This window comes from Streptomyces sp. NPDC090445 (assembly GCF_044769385.1).
Taxonomy (GTDB): domain Bacteria; phylum Actinomycetota; class Actinomycetes; order Streptomycetales; family Streptomycetaceae; genus Streptomyces.
In genome coordinates this window covers 257,190-276,917 of the sequence record NZ_JBIVXV010000006.1, presented here as the reverse complement: position 1 = coordinate 276,917, position 19,728 = coordinate 257,190, and the positions used below count along the sequence as shown (strand labels likewise).

Here is a 19,728-nt window from a genome sequence, read left to right as displayed (position 1 = left end):
CCCCTCCGGTTACGAGGGTAGGAGGCGCAGGGCGCGCCGGGAAGCGGTTTGCGCGGGTTGCCCGCGCCCCGTCCGCTCCGGCGGCTCCGGTCCTCCGGTCACACCTCCAGGGCGGCCGCGTCCAGCGCGGCGGTGAGCCGCTGCAGGCGGGCCTGGAGGTCCCGCATCTCGTCGAGGTCGCACCCGGTGGCGGTGGCGATGCGGCGCGGGACCTCCACCGCGCGGGCGCGCAGCTGCGTACCGGCCTCGGTGAGGACGGCGGAGACGGAGCGCTCGTCCTCGGTGCTGCGCTCGCGGCGGATCAGTCCGGCGGACTCCAGCCGCTTGAGGAGGGGGGAGAGGGTCCCCGAGTCCAGGCGCAGGCGGTTGCCGAGCTCCTTGACGGGGGTGGTGCCGTGCTCCCAGAGCACGAGCATCACCAGGTACTGGGGGTAGGTCAGGCCGAGGTCCTTGAGGATCACCCGGTAGACGCCGCCGAAAGCCCGGCTCGCCGCGTTCAGGGCGAAGCAGATCTGGCCGTCCAGGCGGAGGAAGTCCTCGTCGCGGAGGGTTTCGGTGTGCTGCGCGCTCATGCCGGCCAGTGTACCGGGGAGTGGCTTGCGAGTCATTCAGTTGTGCACAACTGAATTGTGTGCTCTAGTAGTGGACGTCAGCCGGACGCCGACCGCCCGGCACACAGGAACCACCACCGCGAAACACCACCGCGAGAGGAACCCCGATGGACGCGCTGTACACCGCTGTCGCCACCGCCAACGGCCGCGAGGGCCGCACGGTCAGCTCCGACGGCCAGATCGACCTCGCGCTCGCCATGCCCCCGGCGCTCGGCGGCAACGGCCAGGGCACCAACCCCGAGCAGCTCTTCGCCGCCGGCTACGCGGCCTGCTTCGCCAGCGCCCTCGGCCTGGTCGGCCGCCAGGCGAAGGTCGACACCGGCGAGGTGTCCGTCACCGCCGAGACCTCCATCGGCAAGGACGGCACCGGCTTCGGCCTGGCCGTCACCCTCCGCGTCGAGCTCCCCGAGTCCCTCGCCGGCGAGACGGGCGCACTGCTGGTCAAGCAGGCGCACGAGGTCTGCCCCTACTCCAAGGCGACCCGCGGCAACATCCCGGTCGAGCTCGTCATCGAGTAACGCCCGGGACCGGGCGGCGGCCGTCACTGCTGCCGTTGCTGCTGCTGCTGCCGCCACCGCCGCCGTCACCCGGCATCACCGCCGTGACCCGATCGGGGGCAGTGCCGCCGTCCGGTTTTCGCCACCCCGCCCCTCGGGTAGACCGTGCCCACCATGGGCGGCTCCGGCCCGGACCGGCCGGCCGGCGCGCACGCCACCTGGGGGAGGGAACGCTGATGAGGGTGGAGGCCGCGGCGGCCGTCGGCGCGTACGTACAGCGGGAACGGGACAGGCTGGTCTCGCGCGAACCGCTCGTGCGCCGGGACCGGCCGGGGGCGGTGAAGGTGATGCGCACCGCCTCGCGCCGGCTGCGCAGCGTCTGGCACGCACTGGAGCAGTCGGGCACACCGGCACCGCCCGCTGCTGCACCGGCACCGCCCGCCGCGGCACCGGCGGTAGGCACACCCGCAGGCACGGCGCGCGACACACGGCCCGGCACACGGCCTGACGCGGAGCCCGGCACACGGCCCCACGCGCAGCCCGGCGGGCTGCCGGAGGAGTTCACCTGGCTCAACGAACACCTCGGCCGCGTCCGGCACTTCGACGAGACGGCCCACCGGGTCGCGGCCCACGCCCCCATGGCCGGCCGCCCGGCCCGCTGGACGCTGCTCCGCCTGGAGGAGTCGCGCGGCCCGGCCCGCCGCGAGCTGCTCGCCGTCCTCGACGGACCCCGCTACCGGGCCCTCGTCACCGAGCTCGACACCAGGGCCGACGCCCCGGTCCCGCAGGGCCCGGCCGGCGGATTCGGCACCTGGTTCTGCGCGGCCTGGCCGGTACTGGTCGAGGACTTCGCCGCCGCCGCGGCCATCACGGACCCCGAGATCCGGGCGGACGAGCTGCACGAGGTGCGCAAGGCCGCCAAACCCGTACTGGACACCGGCCGCAGCGTGGCCCGCGCGTACCCGGGGCTGCTCCGGAGCCCGCTGCGCGTCCTCGGCGCGCTCCACGACGCGCTCGGCGAGCACCAGGACAGCACCGTCTGCCGCCGCACGGTCACACCGTGGCTGGACGAGGCACCGGACGCCGAAGTCCGCGACGCACTGCGGGAGCTGACGGAACACGAGTACGCCGCTGCCGCCGCCGTCGAGGCCCGCCTGGCCGTCCTGCACCGCGAACTCGCCGGCCTGAACCCCGGCCGCTGACCCGCGGCCACCGGTCCCGGACCGCCCGGCAGGCGGGGGAGCCGGGCCGGGGGAGGGCCCCGCCGGGCGGGAACACGGCTGGGGGCCGCCTGTGCGGGCACCGTCCGGGGACGACACAATGACCGGTGTTGTTCTCTTTGGACCAGTACGGAGGAGCCGGCACATGCCGAACGAACGAGCAGGGCAGCAGGCGGGCCCGGACGACCTGATCGACGTCGCCCGGCTCGTCACCGCGTACTACGCCCTGCACCCCGACCCGGCGGACCCCGCCCAGCGCGTCGCCTTCGGCACGTCCGGACACCGCGGCTCCTCCCTCGCCACCGCGTTCAACGAGGACCACATCGCCGCGACCAGCCAGGCGATCTGCGAATACCGGGCCCAGCAGGGCATCGACGGGCCGCTGTTCCTCGGCGCGGACACCCACGCCCTGTCCGAACCCGCCCGGGTGACCGCCCTGGAGGTCTTCGCCGCCAACGAGGTCACCGTCCTCGTCGACAGCGCCGACGGCTACACGCCCACCCCGGCCGTCTCGCACGCCATCCTCGCCCACAACCGGGGCCGCACCTCGGGCCTGGCCGACGGCGTCGTCGTCACCCCCTCGCACAACCCGCCCGCGGACGGCGGGTTCAAGTACAACCCGCCGTCCGGCGGCCCGGCCGGATCCGACGCCACCGGCTGGATCCAGGACCGCGCCAACGAGATCATCACCGGCGGCCTCAAGGAGGTCCGCCGGCTGCCGTACGCCCGCGCCCGGGCCGCGGCCACCACCGGCACGTACGACTACCTCGGCGCGTACGTCCGCGACCTGCCCTCCGTCCTCGACCTCGACGCCGTACGCGCGGCGGGCGTGCGCATCGGCGCCGACCCGCTCGGCGGCGCCTCCGTCGCGTACTGGCAGCGCATCGCCGACGAGCACCGCCTCGACCTCACCGTCGTCAACCCGCACACCGACCCCACCTGGCGGTTCATGACGCTGGACTGGGACGGCAAGATCCGCATGGACTGCTCCTCCCCGTACGCGATGGCCTCCCTCATCGAAGGCCGCGACCGGTTCCAGATCGCCACCGGCAACGACGCCGACGCCGACCGGCACGGCATCGTCACCCCCGACGGCGGCCTGATGAACCCCAACCACTACCTGGCCACCGCCATCGACTACCTCTACCGCCACCGCGAGCAGTGGCCGCAGCGGGCCGCGGTCGGCAAGACCCTGGTCTCCTCCGGGATGATCGACCGGGTTGCCGCCGACCTCGGCCGCGAACTGGTCGAAGTACCCGTCGGTTTCAAGTGGTTCGTCGACGGCCTGTCCGCCGGCACCCTCGGCTTCGGCGGCGAGGAATCCGCCGGCGCCTCCTTCCTGCGCCGCGACGGATCCGTGTGGACCACCGACAAGGACGGCATCATCCTCGCCCTGCTCGCCTCCGAGATGCTGGCCGTCACCGGGCAGACCCCCAGCCAGCGGTACGCCCGCCTCACCGAGCGCTTCGGCGAACCCGCGTACGCCCGCATCGACGCCCCCGCCGACCGGGAGCAGAAGGCGGTCCTCGGCCGGCTGTCGCCCGAGCAGGTCACGGCCGACACCCTGGCCGGGGAGCCGGTCACCGCCGTCCTGACGCACGCGCCCGGGAACGGGGCCGCGATCGGCGGCATCAAGGTCGCGACCGAGCACGCCTGGTTCGCGGCCCGCCCCTCCGGCACCGAGGACGTGTACAAGATCTACGCCGAGTCCTTCCTCGGCCCCGACCACCTGGGCCGCGTCCAGCAGGAGGCCCGGTCGGTCGTGTCGGCCGCACTGGACGCCTGACCCCGGGGCCCTCCGCGCCCGCCCGTTGGGACGTCCTCCTTCCGGACGTCCGAAAACCGACCGTCGCCGCCCCGCCCACGCCCAGGGTGGCGGCCCGGATCCGTAGCGGGCGCGGAGGGAGCAGCCATGCGGGGTGGCAGGGTCGCGGTGGTCGGCGGGAGCATCGCGGGCTGTGCGTTCGCCTCGGCGGCCGTCCGCGCCGGCGCGGACGAGGTGTCCGTGCTCGAACGCACCCGGGGCCGCCTCGCGGACCGCGGCGTCGGGCTGTGCATCCACGACGACCGGGCCGCCGAACTCGCCGCCACCGGCGCACTGCCCGCCGGGATCCCCGCGCACCCGCTGGCCCGCCGCCGGTGGCTGGTCCGGGACGACGCGGCCGGCCCGGCCGGGCGGGTGTTCCGGGAGCAGCCGTTCCCGTTCCACTCCTACCACTGGGGCCTGCTGTGGCGCGGGCTCCGCGAGACCACCCCGCGGTCGGTGGTCTACCGGCAGGGCGCGGCCGTGACCGGCGTCGCCGACGCCTCCGGAGCCGTCGGCGGGCAGGCCGGGGTACGGCTGGCGGACGGCACCGTCGAACCGTACGACCTGGTGATCGGCGCCGACGGCTACCGGTCCGTGGTGCGCGAGGCCGTCTGCCCCGACCACCTGCCGCAGTACGCCGGGTACGTCTGCTGGCGCGGCAACCTCGACGCCGCGCGACTCCCCGCCGCCGGAGCCGGCACCTGGCCCCCGAGACGGTCGCCACCGTCTGCTTCCCCGGCGGCAGCTGCGTGATCTACCGCATCCCCGGCCCGGACGGGCTCCGCGTCCTCGCCACCGACCGCATCACCGCCGGACGGCTGCTGCTCGCGGGAGACGCGGCGAGCGTGGTCCGCCCCCACAACACCAGCGGCGCCGCCAAGGCCCTCCAGGACGCCACCGCGTTCGAGGCGGCCTGGCGGGGCGCCGGGTCCTGGGCGGAGCTGCTGTCGGCGTACCGGGCGTCCCGTGGGGCGGCGGGCCGGGAGCTGGTGGCGCCGGCGCGCCGGCCGGGCCGGGCCCAAGCGGGGGGAACCCCCGCCTGGGCGGAGATGGACGGCCGGGCCGCCGGGGCCTGGTGGCAGGCCCAGCTCGCCGGTGCCGCGGACATCGGCGGCCGCCCGATGGCCCCCTGACCGCCGCCGCCCCACCACCTGCCGCTGCCGCTGCGCGGAGCCGTTCCCCCACCCTGCCCCTTCCCGAAACTGTGGGCTCCGCCCCCAGACCCTCCCCCAGCTACCGCTGGGGGCACCCCCAGTGCCTCAAACGCCGGCGAGGCCGGAAATTCCAGCCCGCGCGGCGTTTGAGCGCACCGGGTCCGGGCGGAGCCCGGTTTCGGGAAGGGGCGGGGTGGGGGAGAAGATCCCCGCGCGGGATACCGGCGGCTGGACTGTCCGCGGCAGCGACCTCGGCATACGCTGGAGGCGGCGGCCGCCTGCGGTGAGCGGCCCGGGCGGTCGCCCCGGCGGCTGCGGGCACGTACCCCTCCTTGTTCCCCGCGCCCGCGGCGCCGGACGCGGGCGTACGTGCGTCGGCTGCGGCAGCCGAGGTGGCACAGTGGGGGGCATGTGCGGACGCTATGCCTCATCCCGTGCCCCCGAGGATCTCGCCGGCCTGTTCGAGGCCGCCTGGGACCCCCGGGAGACGCTCGCGCCGAGCTGGAACGTCGCCCCCACCGACCCGGTCTGGGCGGTCCTGGAGCGCCCCGACCGCGCCACCGCCACCGGTACGCCCGAGCGCCGGCTCCGTACGCTCCGCTGGGGCCTGGTCCCCTCCTGGGCGAAGGACGCGTCGGGCGGTGCCCGGATGATCAACGCACGGATGGAGACGGTCCACGAGAAGCCGGCCTACCGCCGCGCCTTCACCCGCCGCCGCTGCCTGCTGCCCGCCGACGGCTTCTACGAGTGGCAGCCGGTGTCCGCGACCGCCACGGCGAAGGCGTACAAGCAGCCGTACTTCATCGCCCCCGAGAACGCCTCGGTGCTGGCCATGGCCGGACTGTACGAGTTCTGGCGCGACCCGGCCGTCGCCGACGAGGACGACCCGGACGCCTGGCTCGCCACCGCCACGATCATCACCACGGAGGCGGTCGACGCGGCCGGCCGGATCCACCCCCGCATGCCGCTCGCCCTGGACCCGGGCGACTACGAGGCCTGGCTGGATCCCGCCCACCAGGACGTGGATGCGCTGCGTGCCCTGCTCCACACCCCGGCGGACGGCCGGCTGGAGGTCCGCCCGGTCTCGACCGCCGTCAACAGCGTCCGCAACAACGGCCCCCGGCTCGTCGAAACCGCCCCCGAACCCTGACCGCGACCCGGACCCTGAAGCTCATGGTTTCCGTACCACCAGGGCCCGGGGCGCCCGGGGCGGGGGCGCGGGCAGCCGGAGCGGGCGCCGGCCCGGGGTCAGCGAGCCCAGCACCCGCGGCCCGCCGGCTCCGGTGCACCCGGGGGCGTTGCCGGGCAGCCCGTGCAGTGTGAGCCAGCCGAGGACGGCGAACGCGTAGGCTTCCTTCGCCGCCGCGGGCAGGCCGAGCTCCTCCGAGCCGTGCACGGCGGTGCTCCCCGCGAGCTCCTCGCGGAGCATCCCCATCAGCACCGGGTTGCGGACCCCGCCGCCGGACGCGAAGACCTCGGTGGCCCGCAGCGGGCGCAGCGCCCCCGCCACGGTACGGGCGGTCAGCCGTGTCAGCGTGGCCACGAGGTCCTGCGGCGAGGGCGCCGGCCCCGCGCACCCGGCCAGGACGGCCCGCAGGTAGCCCGCGTGGAACAGCTCCTTCCCGGTGGTCCGGGGCGGCGGCAGCCGGTAGTACGGTTCCGCGAGCAGCCGCTCCAGCAGCGGTTCGTGGACCCGCCCCGCGGCGGCGAGCGCACCGCCGTCGTCGTAGGCGAGCCGCCCGCCGGTCAGGTCCCGGACCGCGGCGTCGACGAGCGCGTTGCCCGGCCCGGTGTCGAATGCCACCGGCTCGCCGCCGGACGGCAGCACCGTGAGGTTGGCGATGCCCCCGATGTTCAGGGCGGCGGGCACCCCGGGCCGCCCCCGCAGCAGCATCAGGTCGACCAGGCTCACCAGCGGCGCCCCCTGCCCGCCCGCGGCCACGTCCCGCGTCCGGAACCCGGAGACGACGGGGCAGCCGCCGGCCTCGGCGATCCAGGCGGGCTCACCCAGTTGGAGGGTGCCGTGCACCCGGCCGGCCTCGGCCCAGTGGAACACCGTCTGCCCGTGCGAGGCGATCAGCTCGGCCCGCCCGGCGCACAGTTCGCGGTCGGCGCGGGCCGCCGCGGCGGCGAAGGCCTGCCCGATGCGCGTGTCCAGGCGGCACACCTCGGCCAGGGTGGTGCGGGCGGGCGGCAGGGCGGCGGCGAGGGCGCCGCGGACCTCGTCCGGGTACGGGTCGCTGACCATGCCCAGCGGTGTCAGGTGCAGGGTGGTGCCGTCGTCTCCGATTCCGTCTCCGATTCCGTCTCCGTCTCCGTCTCCGGCTCCGTTTACGTCTCCGCCTCCGCCCCTGTCTCCGTCGGCGGCGGACAGTTCCAGGTCGGCGGCCGCGGCGTCGATGGCGTCGTACGAGGTCCCCGACATCAGCCCGATCACCCTCATCGCAGGGCCTCCTTGTGGTCCGAGCCGCCCAGGGTCAGCAGTGCGGCGGCGCTCACCGCGCACGTCCCGGCGGCGTAGTAGGCGGGTACGTCCGGGCTGCCGGTCCGGGCGGTCAGCGCGGTGATGACGAGGCCCGCACAGCCGGAGAACACGGCGTTCGACAGGGCGTAGGCCACGCCCAGGCCCGTGCAGCGGATCCGGCGCGGGAACATCTCGGCGAGCATGGCCGGCCCCGGCCCGGCGAGCAGGCCGACCAGTGCCCCGGCGAGCAGCACCGCCCCTGCTGTGGCCCCCGGCCCGGCCGCGGGCGACTGGAGCAGGCGGAGCAGGGGGAGGGCGAGCAGGACCACCGACAGGGCGCCGAAGACCATCACCGGGCGCCGGCCGATCCGGTCGCTGAGGGCCCCGGCGGGCAGGATGGCCGCCGCGAAGCCGAGGTTGGCGAGGGCGGTGGCGAGGAGGGCGTCCCGTACGGAGGTGCCGAGGACGGCCTGCAGGTGGGCCGGCAGGACGACGAGGAAGGTGTAGCCGGCCGCCGACCAGCCCATGACCCGGCCGATGCCCAGCACGACGGCGTGCACCACGCCGGCCCGGTCCGGCATCCCGCCGGGCCCGGGCCCGGGGTCCGGGTCGGGGGGCGGCGGCGGTTCCTCCACCCCGGTGCGCAGCCACAGCGCCACCGCGCCGAGCGGCAGGGCCAGCAGGAACGGGATCCGCCACCCCCACCCGTACAGGGCCTCGGCGGGCAGGACGGTCGCCAGGGCGGCGGCCGTGCCGGCCCCGGCCAGCAGGCCGAGCGCGACGGTGAACGACTGGAACGCGCCGTGCAGGCCGCGGCGGCCCGCGGGCGCGTGCTCCGTCATCAGGGAGACCGCACCGCCGAACTCGCCGCCCGCCGACAGCCCTTGCAGCACCCGCAGGACCGTCAGCAGGACGGGGGCGGCCACACCGATCGCGTCCCGGGTCGGCAGCAGCCCGATCGCCGTGGTGGCGAGGGTCATGACGGTGACGGACGCGACGAGGGCGGGCCGGCGGCCGGCGCGGTCGCCGAGCCGCCCGAACAGCAGCGCGCCGACGGGCCGGAAGAAGAAGGCGAGCGCGAACGAGGCGTACGTCGCGACGAGCGCCCCGGCCCCGCCGGCCGGGCCGCCGGTGGCGAAGAAGTTGTCCGCGATGACCGTGACCAGGCAGCCGTAGACGCCGAACTCGTACCACTCGACGAGGTTGCCGACGCTCCCGGCGAGCAGCGCCCGCCGGGAGCGGGCGGTACGGGCGGCGGCGCTCGCCGGATGCAGTTCGAGAGGGCTCACGCGTGCTGCGTGCCCCCTCGGCGCCCGCCCGACGCCTGCGGAGGCCGCGGTTCAGCAGTTCGGCGGCAGACCGGCGGGTGAGCAGCGGTGAGGTGAGGCGTCGCGTCATGCGGCGCGTCGGTCGGCACGTCAGCCGGCGGCGTGCCAGACCGTGGTGACGTTGCAGAACTCGCGGATCCCGTGCCCGGACAGCTCCCGGCCGTAGCCCGACCGCTTGACGCCGCCGAACGGCAGGGCGGGGTGCGAGGCCGTCATGCCGTTGACGTAGATGCCGCCCGCCTGGAGGTCGCGGACGAACCGCGCGATGTCCTCGTCGCTGCGGGTCCACACGTTCGAGCTGAGCCCGAACGGCGTGTGGTTGGCCCGGGCCACCGCCTCGTCGAGGTCCGCCACCCGGTAGAGCGTCGCGACGGGCCCGAAGGTCTCCTCCAGGTCGATGCGCATGTCCGGGGTGATGCCGGCGAGCACGGTGGGCTCGTAGTACCAGCCCCGCTCCAGTTCCGGCGGCCGGCGCGCGCCGCACAGGATCTCCGCCCCGCCGCGCACCGCGTCGTCGACGAGCTCCTCCAGGTCGGAGCGGCCCTTCTCGGTGGCGAGCGGGCCGACGTCGGTGGTCTCCAGCATCGGGTCGCCGACGGTGAGCGCCGCCATGCCCGCGGTGAAGCGCTCCGCGAACTCGTCGTACACGTCGGCGTGCACGATGAACCGCTTGGCGGCGATGCACGACTGCCCGTTGTTCTGCACCCGCGCGGTGATAGCCGTCCGGACGGCCCGCGCGATGTCCGCCGACGGCATCACCACGTACGGGTCGCTGCCGCCCAGCTCCAGCACCGTCTTCTTGACCTCGTCGCCCGCCGCCGAGGCGACCGCGCGCCCGGCCGGCTCGCTGCCCGTCAGCGTGGCCGCGGCGACCCGGCGGTCCCGCAGCACCCCCTCGACGGCGTCGGATCCGATCAGCAGGGTCTGGAAGCAGCCGTGCGGGTAGCCGGCCCGCTCGAAGAGGTCGCCGAGGTAGATGGCCGTCTGGGGGACGTTCGAGGCGTGCTTGAGCAGGCCGACGTTCCCCGCCATCAGGGCGGGCGCGGCGAACCGCACGACCTGCCAGAGGGGGAAGTTCCACGGCATGACGGCGAGGACCACCCCGAGCGGCCGGTAGTGGGCGCGTACGGTCGTGGCACCGCTGTCGCGGACGTCGGAAGCCGCGGGCACCTCGTCGGCGAGCAGCCCCTCGGCGCGCTCGGCGTACCAGCGCATGGCCTTCACGCACTTCGCGGCCTCGGCGCGGGCCGCCGCCAGCGGCTTGCCCATCTCGGTGGTCATGGTCCGCGCGATGTCCTCGTTGTCGCCCTCCAGCAGGTCGGCGGCGCGCAGCAGCAGCGCCGCCCGCTCGGCGAAGCCCGTCGTGCGGTACGAGTCGAAGGCGCGCGCGGCATCGGCGAGGCACCGCTCGATGCCGTCGGGCCCCAGCGTGTCGAAGGTGCGGACCGTCTCGCCCGTCGCGGGGTTCACCGTGGCAATCGGCATCCTGGCTCCTCGTCCGTGTCGCCCTCGGCCCCGGCGCTCCTTGTCGGCCGGCGACCGCCTCCCCGACCCTGCCCCCTGGGGCACACCCGCGCAACGCGGCGCGCGTACGGTGCGGGAGCGGGGCCGCGTACGGGCGAGCGCACGGCCGGCGGCGCCCCGCATCACGGCCGGGCGGACCCGCCACACACCCGGGCGGAGCCGCGTCACGCCCGGGCGGACACGCCCCGCGCCGCGGCGGACACGCCCCGCACCCCCCGCACCTCCTCCTCCTGGAGGCGCCGGATGCGGAGCGGGCCCTGCAGCTCCGGCCCGGCCGCCGGGGTGAGCCGCTGCCTGCGGCGCCGCAGCAGGACCGCGTCCAGGGACAGGACGGGAGCACCGGTGAGCACCAGCGGGGTCCACGCCATCAGGTAGGCCAGGTCGTTGCCGTGGTAGTACGGGGTCGCCGCCCAGCTGACGGTCAGCCACAGGCTCAGCGAGATCAGGCTGCCGCCGAGCGCCGCGACCCGGGTCAGCAGGCCGGCTAGCACCGCCAGCCCGACGACCAGCTCGCCGATGGCCATCGCGAAGCCGAAGGCGACCGGGTCGCCCAGCGCCAGGTCGACCAGGCCGGGCAGGGCCGAGGCATCCCGTACGGACTGCATCTGCTGCCCGATCGAGCCGTCGCCGCCGGCCGACAGGAAGGCCGGGTCGGTCAGCTTGTCCAGGCCGGCGTAGACGAAGGTCAGGCCGAGGAAGAGCCGCAGCGGCAGGAGGGCGTGGCGGGCCGCGTGCCGGCGCACGACCGAAGTGAACGTGGGCGCCGAGGCGTTCGCCGACCTGTTCGCCGAGCTGTTCGCCGAGGCGTTCGTCGAGGTGTTCATACGCTGCACACGGCGCGGGGCCCGCCGCGGTTCGATCACATCCGATCCGAGGAAGCGTTGAACCGGCCACGGCGGATTGGCGTGTTCCTGTTGAGGCCGGGGAGACATACGATGCCCCGGTCCGTTTCCGGGACGAAAAAGGAGACACGGTATGGGCAACACCACAGGCCGTCGCACGGTCCTCGCGGCGGGCGCCGCCTCCCTGGCGGGCGCGGCCCTGAGCGGCTGCGGCGCCGACGGCGGCTCCGATGCCTCCGGCACGCAGGACGTCCCGGCCCCGGCCGGCTCCGAAGCGGGCGCCCCGCAGCCGGCCGGCTCGGCCGCGGCCCCGGCTCCCGCGGGCGGCGGGAAGGCCCTCGCGCGCACCGCGGACATACCGGTCGGCGGCGGCAAGGTGTTCAAGGACCAGAAGGTCGTGGTGACCCAGCCGACCGCGGGCCAGTTCAAGGCCTTCTCGGCGACCTGCACGCACGCGGGCTGCTCGGTCGCCTCGGTGAAGGACGGGAAGATCGTCTGCCCCTGCCACCAGAGCCTGTTCAAGGTGTCCGACGGCACGGTGGCCGGCGGCCCCGCGACCAGCCCGCTCGCGCCCGCCCGCATCACCGTGGCCGGAGACAGCATTACCCTCGCCTGACGGAGGCGGGTGCTGCGGCCGCGCCCGGGCGCGACGGCCGCGGGGTGGCGGCGAGCGGGACCGTACCGCCGCCACCCCCTCCCGCCCCCGCGGCGCCCGTCAGGGGGCGGGGGTGCCGAGTACGGAGACCGCGGCGACCACCCGGTCCCAGAACCGGTCCGCGTCCAGGGCCGTCGCCACCCGCGCGTTCACCGGCCGGCCCGTACGGCGGTGCAGGTCGACGACGGTCGCACCGCGCGTGTACCGGCCGGCCAGCTCCACCACCACGTTGGCGTCCACGCAGGGCACGATCCCGGGGTCGATCACCCGGGCCACGGCCACCGGATCGTGCAGCGGCGGGTCCGGGAACCCGTACAGCTCGCGGTAGGTGGACGCGAAGAAGGTGAGCAGGCCGGCGCAGATCCGGCCCAGCTCGGTGCCCAGCGCCTCGAAGCGGGCCACCACCTCGGGGGTGGCGAGCGCCCGGTGGGTGACGTTGAGGCCGCACACGGTGAGCGGGACGCCGCTGCGGAAGACGATGTCGGCGGCCTCCGGGTCGGTCTGGATGTTGAACTCGGCGGCCGGGGTCCGGTTGCCGCGCTCCGTCGAGCCGCCCATGAGGACGATCTCGCGGATCCGGGCGGCGTCCTGCGGGTAACGGGTCAGCAGCAGCGCGATGTTGGTCAGCGGGGCGGTCGGGACGAGGGTCACCGGCTCCGGATGGCCGGTCAGGATCCGGTGCATGAGGTCCACGGCGTGCTCCGGCACCACGTCCACCGCCGGCTCCGGGAACTCGGGGCCGTCCATGCCGGACGCACCGTGCACGTCGTCGGCCACCGCCAGCGGCTGGACGAGCGGCCGGTCGCAGCCCGCCGCGATGGGCACCCCGGTGATGCCGGCGACCGTGCAGACCCGCCGCGCGTTCAGGGTGGTTTTGGCGAGGGTCTGGTTGCCCGCGACGGTGGTGATGGCGAGCAGCTCCACGGCCGGGTCGCCCGCCGCCAGCATGATCGCGAGGGCGTCGTCGTGCCCGGGGTCGCAGTCGATGATGATCGGTACGGGGCGTGCGGCAGGCGCGGGCGGCGCGGACTGCGTCGACGGCGCGGACGGTTCGGGCATCGAGTCTCCTCGGATCGCTGATCCCGGCGTGATCAGTGTGCCCCCGCGGTGCGGGCGGGGCCAGCAGGCCCGGGCGGGGCCGGCAGGCCCGGGCGGTGCCGGGGCCTGCCGGCGCGTCAAACCGGCCGGGCCGCCGGGCACTTCGGAGCGCGGCCGGCGTGCCGTTTCAGGCCGGGACCAGGGTCCAGCTGTGCGGCGGTGCCGTGTCGTGGCCGTCGTCCCGGCTGCGCAGGCCCGTGCCGATCCGGTCCAGGAGCTGCCGCAGCCACCGGGAGTCCTCCGGCGAGGCGAGGCACAGGCGCAGCGCGCGGGCCTGGAAGGCGGTGATCCCGAGGGCGGTGAGCCGGCCCGTGTCCGGCTCCAGGGCGGCCAGGTAGAGCAGGCGCAGGTCGTCGCGGTACTGCTCGTAGCCGCTGATGCCCTCGTAGTCGTCGATGAAGTCGCCGCAGCCGTACAGGATCAGCCGGTCCCGGTACAGCTCCAGCGGGCGGGGGTGGTGCGAGGAGTGGCCGTGCACGAGGTCCGCGCCGCCGTCGACGAGCGCGCGGGCGAAGGCGGTGTCGTCGCGGGGGACCGGGTAGCCCCAGTTGGAGCCCCAGTGGACCGAGGCCACCGCGAGGTCCCCGGGCCGCTTCTCCTGCCGTATCCGCTCGGTGAGTTCGCGCGCCGCCGCCGCGCCGGGCCCGGCGACGTACGCCACCCCGGACCGGCTCCCGGTGGCGGCCCAGTCGGACGGGATGCCGCTGGAGGGCATCCCGAACGAGAACACCAGCAGGCGGCGGCCGCCGCCGAGCGGGACGGCGGCCGGCGCGGCCGCCTCGGCGGCGTCGCTGCCCGCCCCGGCCGTCCGCAGCCCGGCGCGGGACAACGTACGGAGCGTCTCGTGCAGGCCGCGTCGGCCGAAGTCCAGGACGTGGTTGTTGGCCAGGACGCACACGTCGGGGCGGGCGGCCGCCAGGCAGGGCAGGTTCCCCGGGTGCATCCGGTAGTGGACCGCCTTGCCCGGGGCGAAGTCGTCGCTCCGGGTGACGGAGGTCTCCAGGTTGATCACGCGGGCGGCCGGCCCGGCCGCGTCGAGGACCCCGAGGGCGTCCCCCCACGGCCAGACGAAGCCGACCGGCAGGGGCGGGAGCGGCCCGTTCACGGCCTCCGCCAGTCCCACGTAGTCGCGGGCGTCCCGGACGTACCCCTCCCGCAGCTCCGGATCACCGGGACAGGGCAGGACCTGGTCGACGCCGCGACCGAGCATGACGTCGCCGCACAGGAACACCGTGACCGCATCGGCACCCACATCACCAGGCTAGGACGTATCCCCGCGCCCGACGCCCCCGCCCGACGCCCCTGTGCGGGAACGCCCGGCGGCGCCGTCGCGGGCCCGGGCCGGGTCAGCCGTGCTCCAGCAGGACCTTCAGCAGCTCCTCCGGCGCGTCGCGCATCACGTTGTGGCCGCTGTCCACGGCGTGCGTCCGCCAGTCCGGCAGCCCGCTCAGCCGCTCGTACAGGCCCGTGAAGGGCGACGGAGTCGGCCACTGCGTGGCGTAGACGTACGACTTCGCGGCGAAGCGGCCCAGGTCGCCCTCCAGCCGTATCGCCTGGAGCAGCGAGGCCAGCGGATGCGGGGTGGCGCGCGGGTCGAAGAAGGGCAGCGGGGCGCTGGTGTAGCCGTTCTCCCCGGTGCCGTCGAGGTACCAGGCGCGTTCGTTGTCCGAGACCAGCGACCAGGTGGACTGGCCGTCCTCGGGCACCATCGCGTCCACGTACACCAGGCCCTTCACCCGGTCCGGAACCCGGTCCGCGGCGCCGGTGACGACCATGCCCCCGTAGCTGTGCCCGACCAGGACGGCGTCGGTCACGTCCTCGTCGGCCAGGAGGTTCACCACGTCGTCGATGTGGGTGTCCAGGTTGACCGAGGCGGTGAGGAGGTGTTTCCGGCTGCCGAGGCCGGTCAGGGTCAGCGGGTAGGCCTCGTGCCCGGCGCGGCGCAGCTCGCGGGCGAGGGGTTCGAAGGTCCAGGCGCCGTGCCAGGCGCCGGGGACGAGTACGTACGTCGTCATTGCGGACTCCGTAGGTCAGAAGGGAAGAGGGAAAGAGGGGAAGAGGGAACAAGGGCAGGGCGGGGGTTCCCGTCAGCCGTTGCCGGGGGTGTGGGCCGCCGTGGTCAGGACGATCTTGCCGGTGGTGCGGCCGGACTGGGAGAGCGCGTGCGCCTCGGCCGCCTGTGCGAGCGGCAGCACCTCCGCGACGTGCGGCCGGAGTTCGCCCCGCTCGACGAGGTCCGCGAGGGCCTGCATCCCCGCCCGGTCTGCCTCCACCGCCATGAACACGGCGCGGAGGCCGAGCCGGCGCGCCCCGTCGGCGAGGGCCGCCTCGGCGGGGGAGGCGAGGGAGACCACGAGGCCGCCGGGGCGCAGGGTGCACAGCGAGCGCGGGCCGTACGCGCCGCCGACCGTGTCCAGGACGACGTCGACGTCCGAGACCGCCTCGGCGAAGTCCGTGGTGCGGTAGTCGACGGCCTCGTCGGCGCCGAGGGAGCGGACGAAGCCGTGCTTGGCCGCGCTCGCGGTGCCGATCACGTACGCCCCGCGCGCCTTGGCGATCTGCACGGCGAGGTGTCCGACCCCGCCGGCCGCCGCATGGACGAGGACCCGCTGTCCCGGCCGCACGTCGGCGGTGTCCACCAGGGCCTGCCACGCGGTCAGTCCCGCCAGCGGGAGGGCGGCGGCGGCCACGTGGTCGAGGGCGGCCGGCTTGTGGGCGAGGTGCCGGGCGGGGGAGGTGGCGTACTCGGCGTACGTGCCCGCGGGAGCGGGGTGCCGGGGCATGCCGAACACCTCGTCGCCGGGCCGGAAGAGCGTGACGCCGATGCCGACGGCCTCGACGGTGCCCGACAGGTCCCAGCCGAGCGGGACGGGCGGCAGGCCGGTGCCGGCGAGGCCGCCGGCCGCACGCGGGGATGAGCGTACGCACCTTCTCGCGCCGGTTCCGCGACGAGGTCGGGATGACACCGGGCCAGTGGCTCACCCGGCAGCGCATCGAACACGCCCGGCGCCTGCTGGAGGCCACCGACCTGCCGGTGGACCGGATCGCCGAGGAGGCGGGGCTGGGCACCGGCGCGTCCCTGCGCAGGCACATGGCCCTGGCGATCGGCGTGGCGCCGCTGGCGTACCGGCAGACCTTCCGCGCCAAGGCGTCCGGTGGCGCCGGGAGTTGAAGCCGCCCCGCCCGGGGTGTGCCATGGCCCTGCTCCCGCGGGCGGCAGGCACGTCCCCGCTCCCGCGGGCGGTCGGTCAGGACGGGCCCGTGGGCGGCGGGGCGGGCCTGCCGGCAGCCGGGGCAAGTGCCTGCCGGGGCACGGCCGTGCCCCGGCGGCGCCGCGGGGGCACCCTGGAGGTATGGGCCGGGCCAACGAAGAGGTGGAGGCACTGCTCCGGGAGTACGCCGACCTGATCGCGATCAGCGGGGCCGACGCCTTCAAGGCGCGCGCGTACGAGAAGGCCGCCCGCGCCATCGGCGGCCACCCGGCCGACATCACCGGGCTCGACACCAAGGGCCTCATGGAGATCCCGAACGTCGGCAGGTCCATCGCCGAGAAGGTCGAGGCCTACCTGCGCACCGGGCACATCCCCGAGGTCGACGCCTCCCGGGCCGCCATCCCGCCCGGCGTGCGCGAACTGACCCGCATCCCCGGGCTCGGCCCCCGCAAGGCGCTGGCGCTGCACCGGGAGCTCGGGATCTCGTCCGTCGCGGAGCTGGAGGCCGCCTTGCACGAGGAGCGGCTGCGCGACCTGAAGGGCTTCGGCGAGCGGACCGAGCAGAGCATCCTCCACGGCATCTCCCTGCTCCGGCAGGCCGGCGACCGCATCCTGCTGGACGCGGCGACGGAGATCGCCGAGGAGATCGTCGCCGAGCTGACCCGCATCCCCGGCTGCGTACGGTGCACGTACGCCGGCTCGCTGCGCCGGATGCGGGAGACGGTCGGCGACCTCGACATCCTGGTCGCGGCGGACCGGTCCGAGCCGTTCATGACCGCCCTCGCGGACCTCCCCGTCACCGCCGAGGTCATCGCGCACGGCGCGAAGAAGACCTCCGTCCGGACGGCCGCCGGCCTCCAGATCGACCTCCGCGTCCTGCCGCCGGCCTCGTGGGGCGCGGGGCTGCAGTACTTCACCGGCTCCAAGGCGCACAACATCCGCACCCGCGAGCTCGCCGTGCGCCAGGGGCTCAAGCTCTCCGAGTACGGGCTCTTCGACGCCGAGAGCGGCGAGAACCTCGCCTCCGAGACGGAGGAGGAGATCTACGCCCGGCTCGGCCTGCCCTGGATCCCGCCGACGCTCCGCGAGGACCGCGGGGAGATCGCGGCAGGGCTGGCGGGGGACCTCCCCGAGCTGGTGACCGAGGCCGACATCAAGGGCGACCTGCACACCCACACCGACCTCACCGACGGGCTCGCCTCCCTCGACGACATGATCGCCGCCGGAGCCGCGCGCGGATACGCGTACTACGCCGTCACCGACCACGCCCCGGACCTCGCCATGCAGCGGATGACGAAGGAGAAGATCCTCGAACAGCGCGCACAGGTCCGCGCCCTGGACCGCACCGTGCGCAGGATGCGGCTGCTGCACGGCACGGAGCTCAACATCGGCCCGGACGGCGGCCTGGACTGGCCCGACGAGTTCCTCGCCGGCTTCGACCTGTGCGTGGCCTCCGTCCACTCCCACTTCGGGCAGAGCCGGCAGGCCATGACCCGGCGCCTGATCCGGGCCTGCGAGAACCCGTACGTCGCCGTCATCGGGCACCCCACCACCCGCCGGATCGGCAAGCGGCCCGGCGTGGACGCCGACTTCGACGCGGTCTTCGAGGCCTGCGCCCGCACCGGGACCGCCCTGGAGGTCAACGCCCATCCGGAACGGCTCGACCTGGGCGACGAGGACATCCTGCGGGCGAAGGGCCACGGCGTGAAGTTCGCCGTGGACTCGGACGCGCACGCCACCGTGCACCTGCCCTACCTGCGGTACGGGGTGGGCACGGCCCAACGCGGCTGGCTCACGAAGGAGGACGTGGTCAACGCCTGGCCGTGGACGCGTCTGCAGCGCTTCCTGCGCGCGAAGCGCGGCTGACGGCCGCCCCGGCCGGTGACCGTGCGCCGCCGCCGGGCGCGGTGGTCCATGCCGTACGCGGGGCCCGGTCCGCGGCGGGCAGCAGCACCACCGCCAGCACCGCGCACACGGCCGCCAGCGCGAAGGCCGGCGGATGGCCCCGGTCGGCGATGAGCGCGCCGGCCAGCGGCGGGACGAGGACGATCGCGGCGTGCTGCCCCATCCCGTGCACGCCCAGGGCGCGGCCCGCCCAGTCGGGGCCGGCGTACTCGGCGACCGCGGTGTTGTGCAGCCCGTTGGTGCTGACGGTCAGCGCCGAGGCCAGCAGCAGGGCGGCGGTACCGGCGGGGGAGTCCCAGGCCGCCCCGGCGGCGAGCAGGACCAGGTCCACGGCGGTGGCCGCGGCCAGCCACCGCATGGGCCGGATCCGGCTGCCCGCGGCGTCCGACCACCAGCCGGCCAGCAGGCGGACGGCGGCACCGGCCAGGTTGACGGCGGCCAGGACCGCCCCGGCAGCCGCCGCGGACCAGCCGCGCGCCTCGGTCAGGAACAGCAGCGCGAAGCCCGTCACCACGAACTGCGGCACGCACAGCACGGCAGCGACGCCGTGCAGCCGCCACAGATGGCCGCTGCCGTCCCGGTACGGGGCGGGGGTACGGGCGCCCTTCGGCCGGTCGGGGCGCGGCGGGTCGACCGCGAACAGGGCGGTCGCCGCGCCGGTCACCCCGCACAGCACGGCACACAGGCCGAAGGCCGCGGCCGGGCCGCCGTGCTGGGCCAGCGGGGGCAGGGCGGCGGCCGCCAGGGCGGTGCCCAGCGGCTGAGACGCCTGCCGCACCCCCATCGCGACGCCCCGGCGGTCCGGCGGGAACCAGCCGATGACCAGCCGCCCGGAAGCCGAGTTCACGGAGGACCCGAAGGCCCCGGCCAGGACCAGCAGGACACCCAGCGTCCGGATGCCGTCGGTGAAGGCCGCGCCCGCCATCGCGGCGGCGGCGGCCGGCAGCCCGGCCCCCAGCGCCAGCCGCTCCCCGTACCGGTCGGCGACCACACCCCACCCGATCAGCCCGAGCAGGATCCCGACGATGGGGCAGGCGACGAGCACCCCCGCCCCGGCCAGCGACACCCCGAGGTCCTCGCGGAACGCGGGGATCAGGTAGGCGAGGCCGTAGAGCGCCGTCGTACTGGCGGTCTGGCCGCCGGTGCCGAGGGCGAGCATCAGCCAACTGCGTGACATGCGCTGCGTGTTCACACCGGAACTCTAATGACCGTGCCGGGATGTGAGACAAAGCGTTTCGCATGTTGAGAACGGGCGGGAGTCGTGCGCGGCGGACCCGACCCGGTACGGACGGGGCGGGCGAGGGGAGACGGCACGGCGCGGCGAGGGGAGACGGCACGGCGAGGGGCGTACGACGGGCCGACCCCGTTTGACCCGCCCCCGGCCGGGCAGGCGCTGGCGACCACCGGCCGA

General features: G+C 75.4%; 19 protein-coding genes and 1 pseudogene. 10 read left to right on the top strand and 10 right to left on the bottom strand.

Annotated elements, in window-relative coordinates; all coding sequences use genetic code 11:
• Positions 1-98: 98 nt before the first annotated feature.
• Positions 99-572, bottom strand: coding sequence for a MarR family winged helix-turn-helix transcriptional regulator (locus ACIQUT_RS16360; protein ID WP_403563577.1), 474 nt, complete (start codon positions 570-572; stop codon positions 99-101).
• A 146-nt stretch (positions 573-718) separates the two neighbouring features.
• On the opposite strand from ACIQUT_RS16360, the gene ACIQUT_RS16355 reads away from it, so the two are divergent.
• The 6 genes from ACIQUT_RS16355 (at position 719) to ACIQUT_RS16330 (ending at position 6,439) form a co-directional block, all read left to right on the top strand.
• Complete coding sequence (locus ACIQUT_RS16355; protein WP_179173396.1) at positions 719-1,129, top strand: organic hydroperoxide resistance protein; 411 nt, start codon at positions 719-721, stop codon at positions 1,127-1,129.
• A gap of 215 nt (positions 1,130-1,344) precedes the next feature.
• A complete protein-coding gene (locus ACIQUT_RS16350; RefSeq protein ID WP_403563576.1) occupies positions 1,345-2,310 on the top strand; it encodes a CHAD domain-containing protein in 966 nt (321 codons plus the stop codon).
• A 163-nt stretch (positions 2,311-2,473) separates the two neighbouring features.
• Complete coding sequence (pgm, locus tag ACIQUT_RS16345; RefSeq protein WP_403563575.1) at positions 2,474-4,114, top strand: phosphoglucomutase (alpha-D-glucose-1,6-bisphosphate-dependent); 1,641 nt, start codon at positions 2,474-2,476, stop codon at positions 4,112-4,114.
• A gap of 126 nt (positions 4,115-4,240) precedes the next feature.
• Positions 4,241-4,888, top strand: coding sequence for a hypothetical protein (locus ACIQUT_RS16340; protein WP_403563574.1), 648 nt, complete (start codon positions 4,241-4,243; stop codon positions 4,886-4,888).
• Entirely contained in the window at positions 4,885-5,268 is a 384-nt protein-coding gene (locus ACIQUT_RS16335; protein WP_403563573.1) for an FAD-dependent monooxygenase, read from the top strand. Before ACIQUT_RS16340 ends, ACIQUT_RS16335 begins: the two co-directional genes overlap by 4 nt.
• Before the next feature lie 430 nt (positions 5,269-5,698).
• Positions 5,699-6,439 carry an SOS response-associated peptidase gene (locus ACIQUT_RS16330; RefSeq protein WP_403563572.1) on the top strand — a complete coding sequence of 247 codons (741 nt, stop codon included), beginning with the start codon at positions 5,699-5,701 and terminating at the stop codon, positions 6,437-6,439.
• Between the two features lie 21 nt (positions 6,440-6,460).
• On the opposite strand, the gene ACIQUT_RS16325 is transcribed toward ACIQUT_RS16330, so the two are convergent.
• From ACIQUT_RS16325 to ACIQUT_RS16310, 4 genes and pseudogenes are all read right to left on the bottom strand, one after another.
• Positions 6,461-7,732, bottom strand: a complete 1,272-nt coding sequence (locus tag ACIQUT_RS16325; RefSeq protein WP_403563571.1) for an anhydro-N-acetylmuramic acid kinase — start codon at positions 7,730-7,732, stop codon at positions 6,461-6,463.
• On the bottom strand, positions 7,729-9,042 hold the full coding sequence (locus ACIQUT_RS16320; RefSeq protein WP_403563570.1) for an MFS transporter: 1,314 nt from the start codon (positions 9,040-9,042) through the stop codon (positions 7,729-7,731). The genes ACIQUT_RS16325 and ACIQUT_RS16320 overlap by 4 nt, the downstream gene beginning before the upstream one ends.
• A gap of 129 nt (positions 9,043-9,171) precedes the next feature.
• The gene (locus ACIQUT_RS16315; protein ID WP_403563569.1) at positions 9,172-10,566 is read right to left on the bottom strand and encodes an NADP-dependent succinic semialdehyde dehydrogenase; all 1,395 of its coding nucleotides are present in this window, start codon (positions 10,564-10,566) and stop codon (positions 9,172-9,174) included.
• Between the two features lie 326 nt (positions 10,567-10,892).
• A pseudogene (locus ACIQUT_RS16310) lies at positions 10,893-11,348 on the bottom strand (DoxX family protein); the annotation flags it as partial.
• Between the two features lie 13 nt (positions 11,349-11,361).
• Here ACIQUT_RS16310 and ACIQUT_RS16305 point away from each other — a divergent pair.
• Both ACIQUT_RS16305 and ACIQUT_RS16300 read left to right on the top strand, forming a co-directional pair.
• A complete protein-coding gene (locus ACIQUT_RS16305; protein ID WP_403563568.1) occupies positions 11,362-11,490 on the top strand; it encodes a hypothetical protein in 129 nt (42 codons plus the stop codon).
• 90 nt (positions 11,491-11,580) lie between these two features.
• Positions 11,581-12,063: a Rieske (2Fe-2S) protein gene (locus ACIQUT_RS16300; protein ID WP_403563567.1), complete on the top strand. Its 483-nt coding sequence runs from the start codon at positions 11,581-11,583 to the stop codon at positions 12,061-12,063.
• Positions 12,064-12,162: 99 nt separating this feature from the next.
• Here the strand turns inward: ACIQUT_RS16300 and ACIQUT_RS16295 are convergent, their stop codons facing one another.
• The 4 genes from ACIQUT_RS16295 to ACIQUT_RS16280 all read right to left on the bottom strand — a co-directional run bounded on the left by ACIQUT_RS16295 (position 12,163) and on the right by ACIQUT_RS16280 (position 16,166).
• Entirely contained in the window at positions 12,163-13,161 is a 999-nt protein-coding gene (locus tag ACIQUT_RS16295; protein ID WP_403563566.1) for a nucleoside hydrolase, read from the bottom strand.
• A gap of 166 nt (positions 13,162-13,327) precedes the next feature.
• On the bottom strand, positions 13,328-14,452 hold the full coding sequence (locus ACIQUT_RS16290; protein ID WP_403563565.1) for a CapA family protein: 1,125 nt from the start codon (positions 14,450-14,452) through the stop codon (positions 13,328-13,330).
• 94 nt (positions 14,453-14,546) lie between these two features.
• Complete coding sequence (locus ACIQUT_RS16285; protein WP_403563564.1) at positions 14,547-15,215, bottom strand: alpha/beta fold hydrolase; 669 nt, start codon at positions 15,213-15,215, stop codon at positions 14,547-14,549.
• Positions 15,216-15,287: 72 nt separating this feature from the next.
• Positions 15,288-16,166 (bottom strand): NADP-dependent oxidoreductase, encoded by an 879-nt coding sequence (locus ACIQUT_RS16280; protein WP_403563563.1) that lies wholly within the window; start codon positions 16,164-16,166, stop codon positions 15,288-15,290.
• Between ACIQUT_RS16280 and ACIQUT_RS16275 the strand changes: the two genes are divergently transcribed.
• Together ACIQUT_RS16275 and polX are read left to right on the top strand one after the other, a co-directional pair.
• Entirely contained in the window at positions 16,115-16,372 is a 258-nt protein-coding gene (locus ACIQUT_RS16275) for a helix-turn-helix domain-containing protein (protein ID WP_403563562.1), read from the top strand. The two genes, ACIQUT_RS16280 and ACIQUT_RS16275, sit on opposite strands and share 52 nt — an antisense overlap.
• A gap of 181 nt (positions 16,373-16,553) precedes the next feature.
• Positions 16,554-18,278, top strand: coding sequence for a DNA polymerase/3'-5' exonuclease PolX (polX, locus tag ACIQUT_RS16270; RefSeq protein ID WP_403563561.1), 1,725 nt, complete (start codon positions 16,554-16,556; stop codon positions 18,276-18,278).
• On the opposite strand, the gene ACIQUT_RS16265 is transcribed toward polX, so the two are convergent.
• Entirely contained in the window at positions 18,223-19,509 is a 1,287-nt protein-coding gene (locus tag ACIQUT_RS16265; protein WP_403563560.1) for an MFS transporter, read from the bottom strand. The genes polX and ACIQUT_RS16265 overlap by 56 nt on opposite strands.
• Between the last annotated feature and the right edge of the window lie 219 nt (positions 19,510-19,728).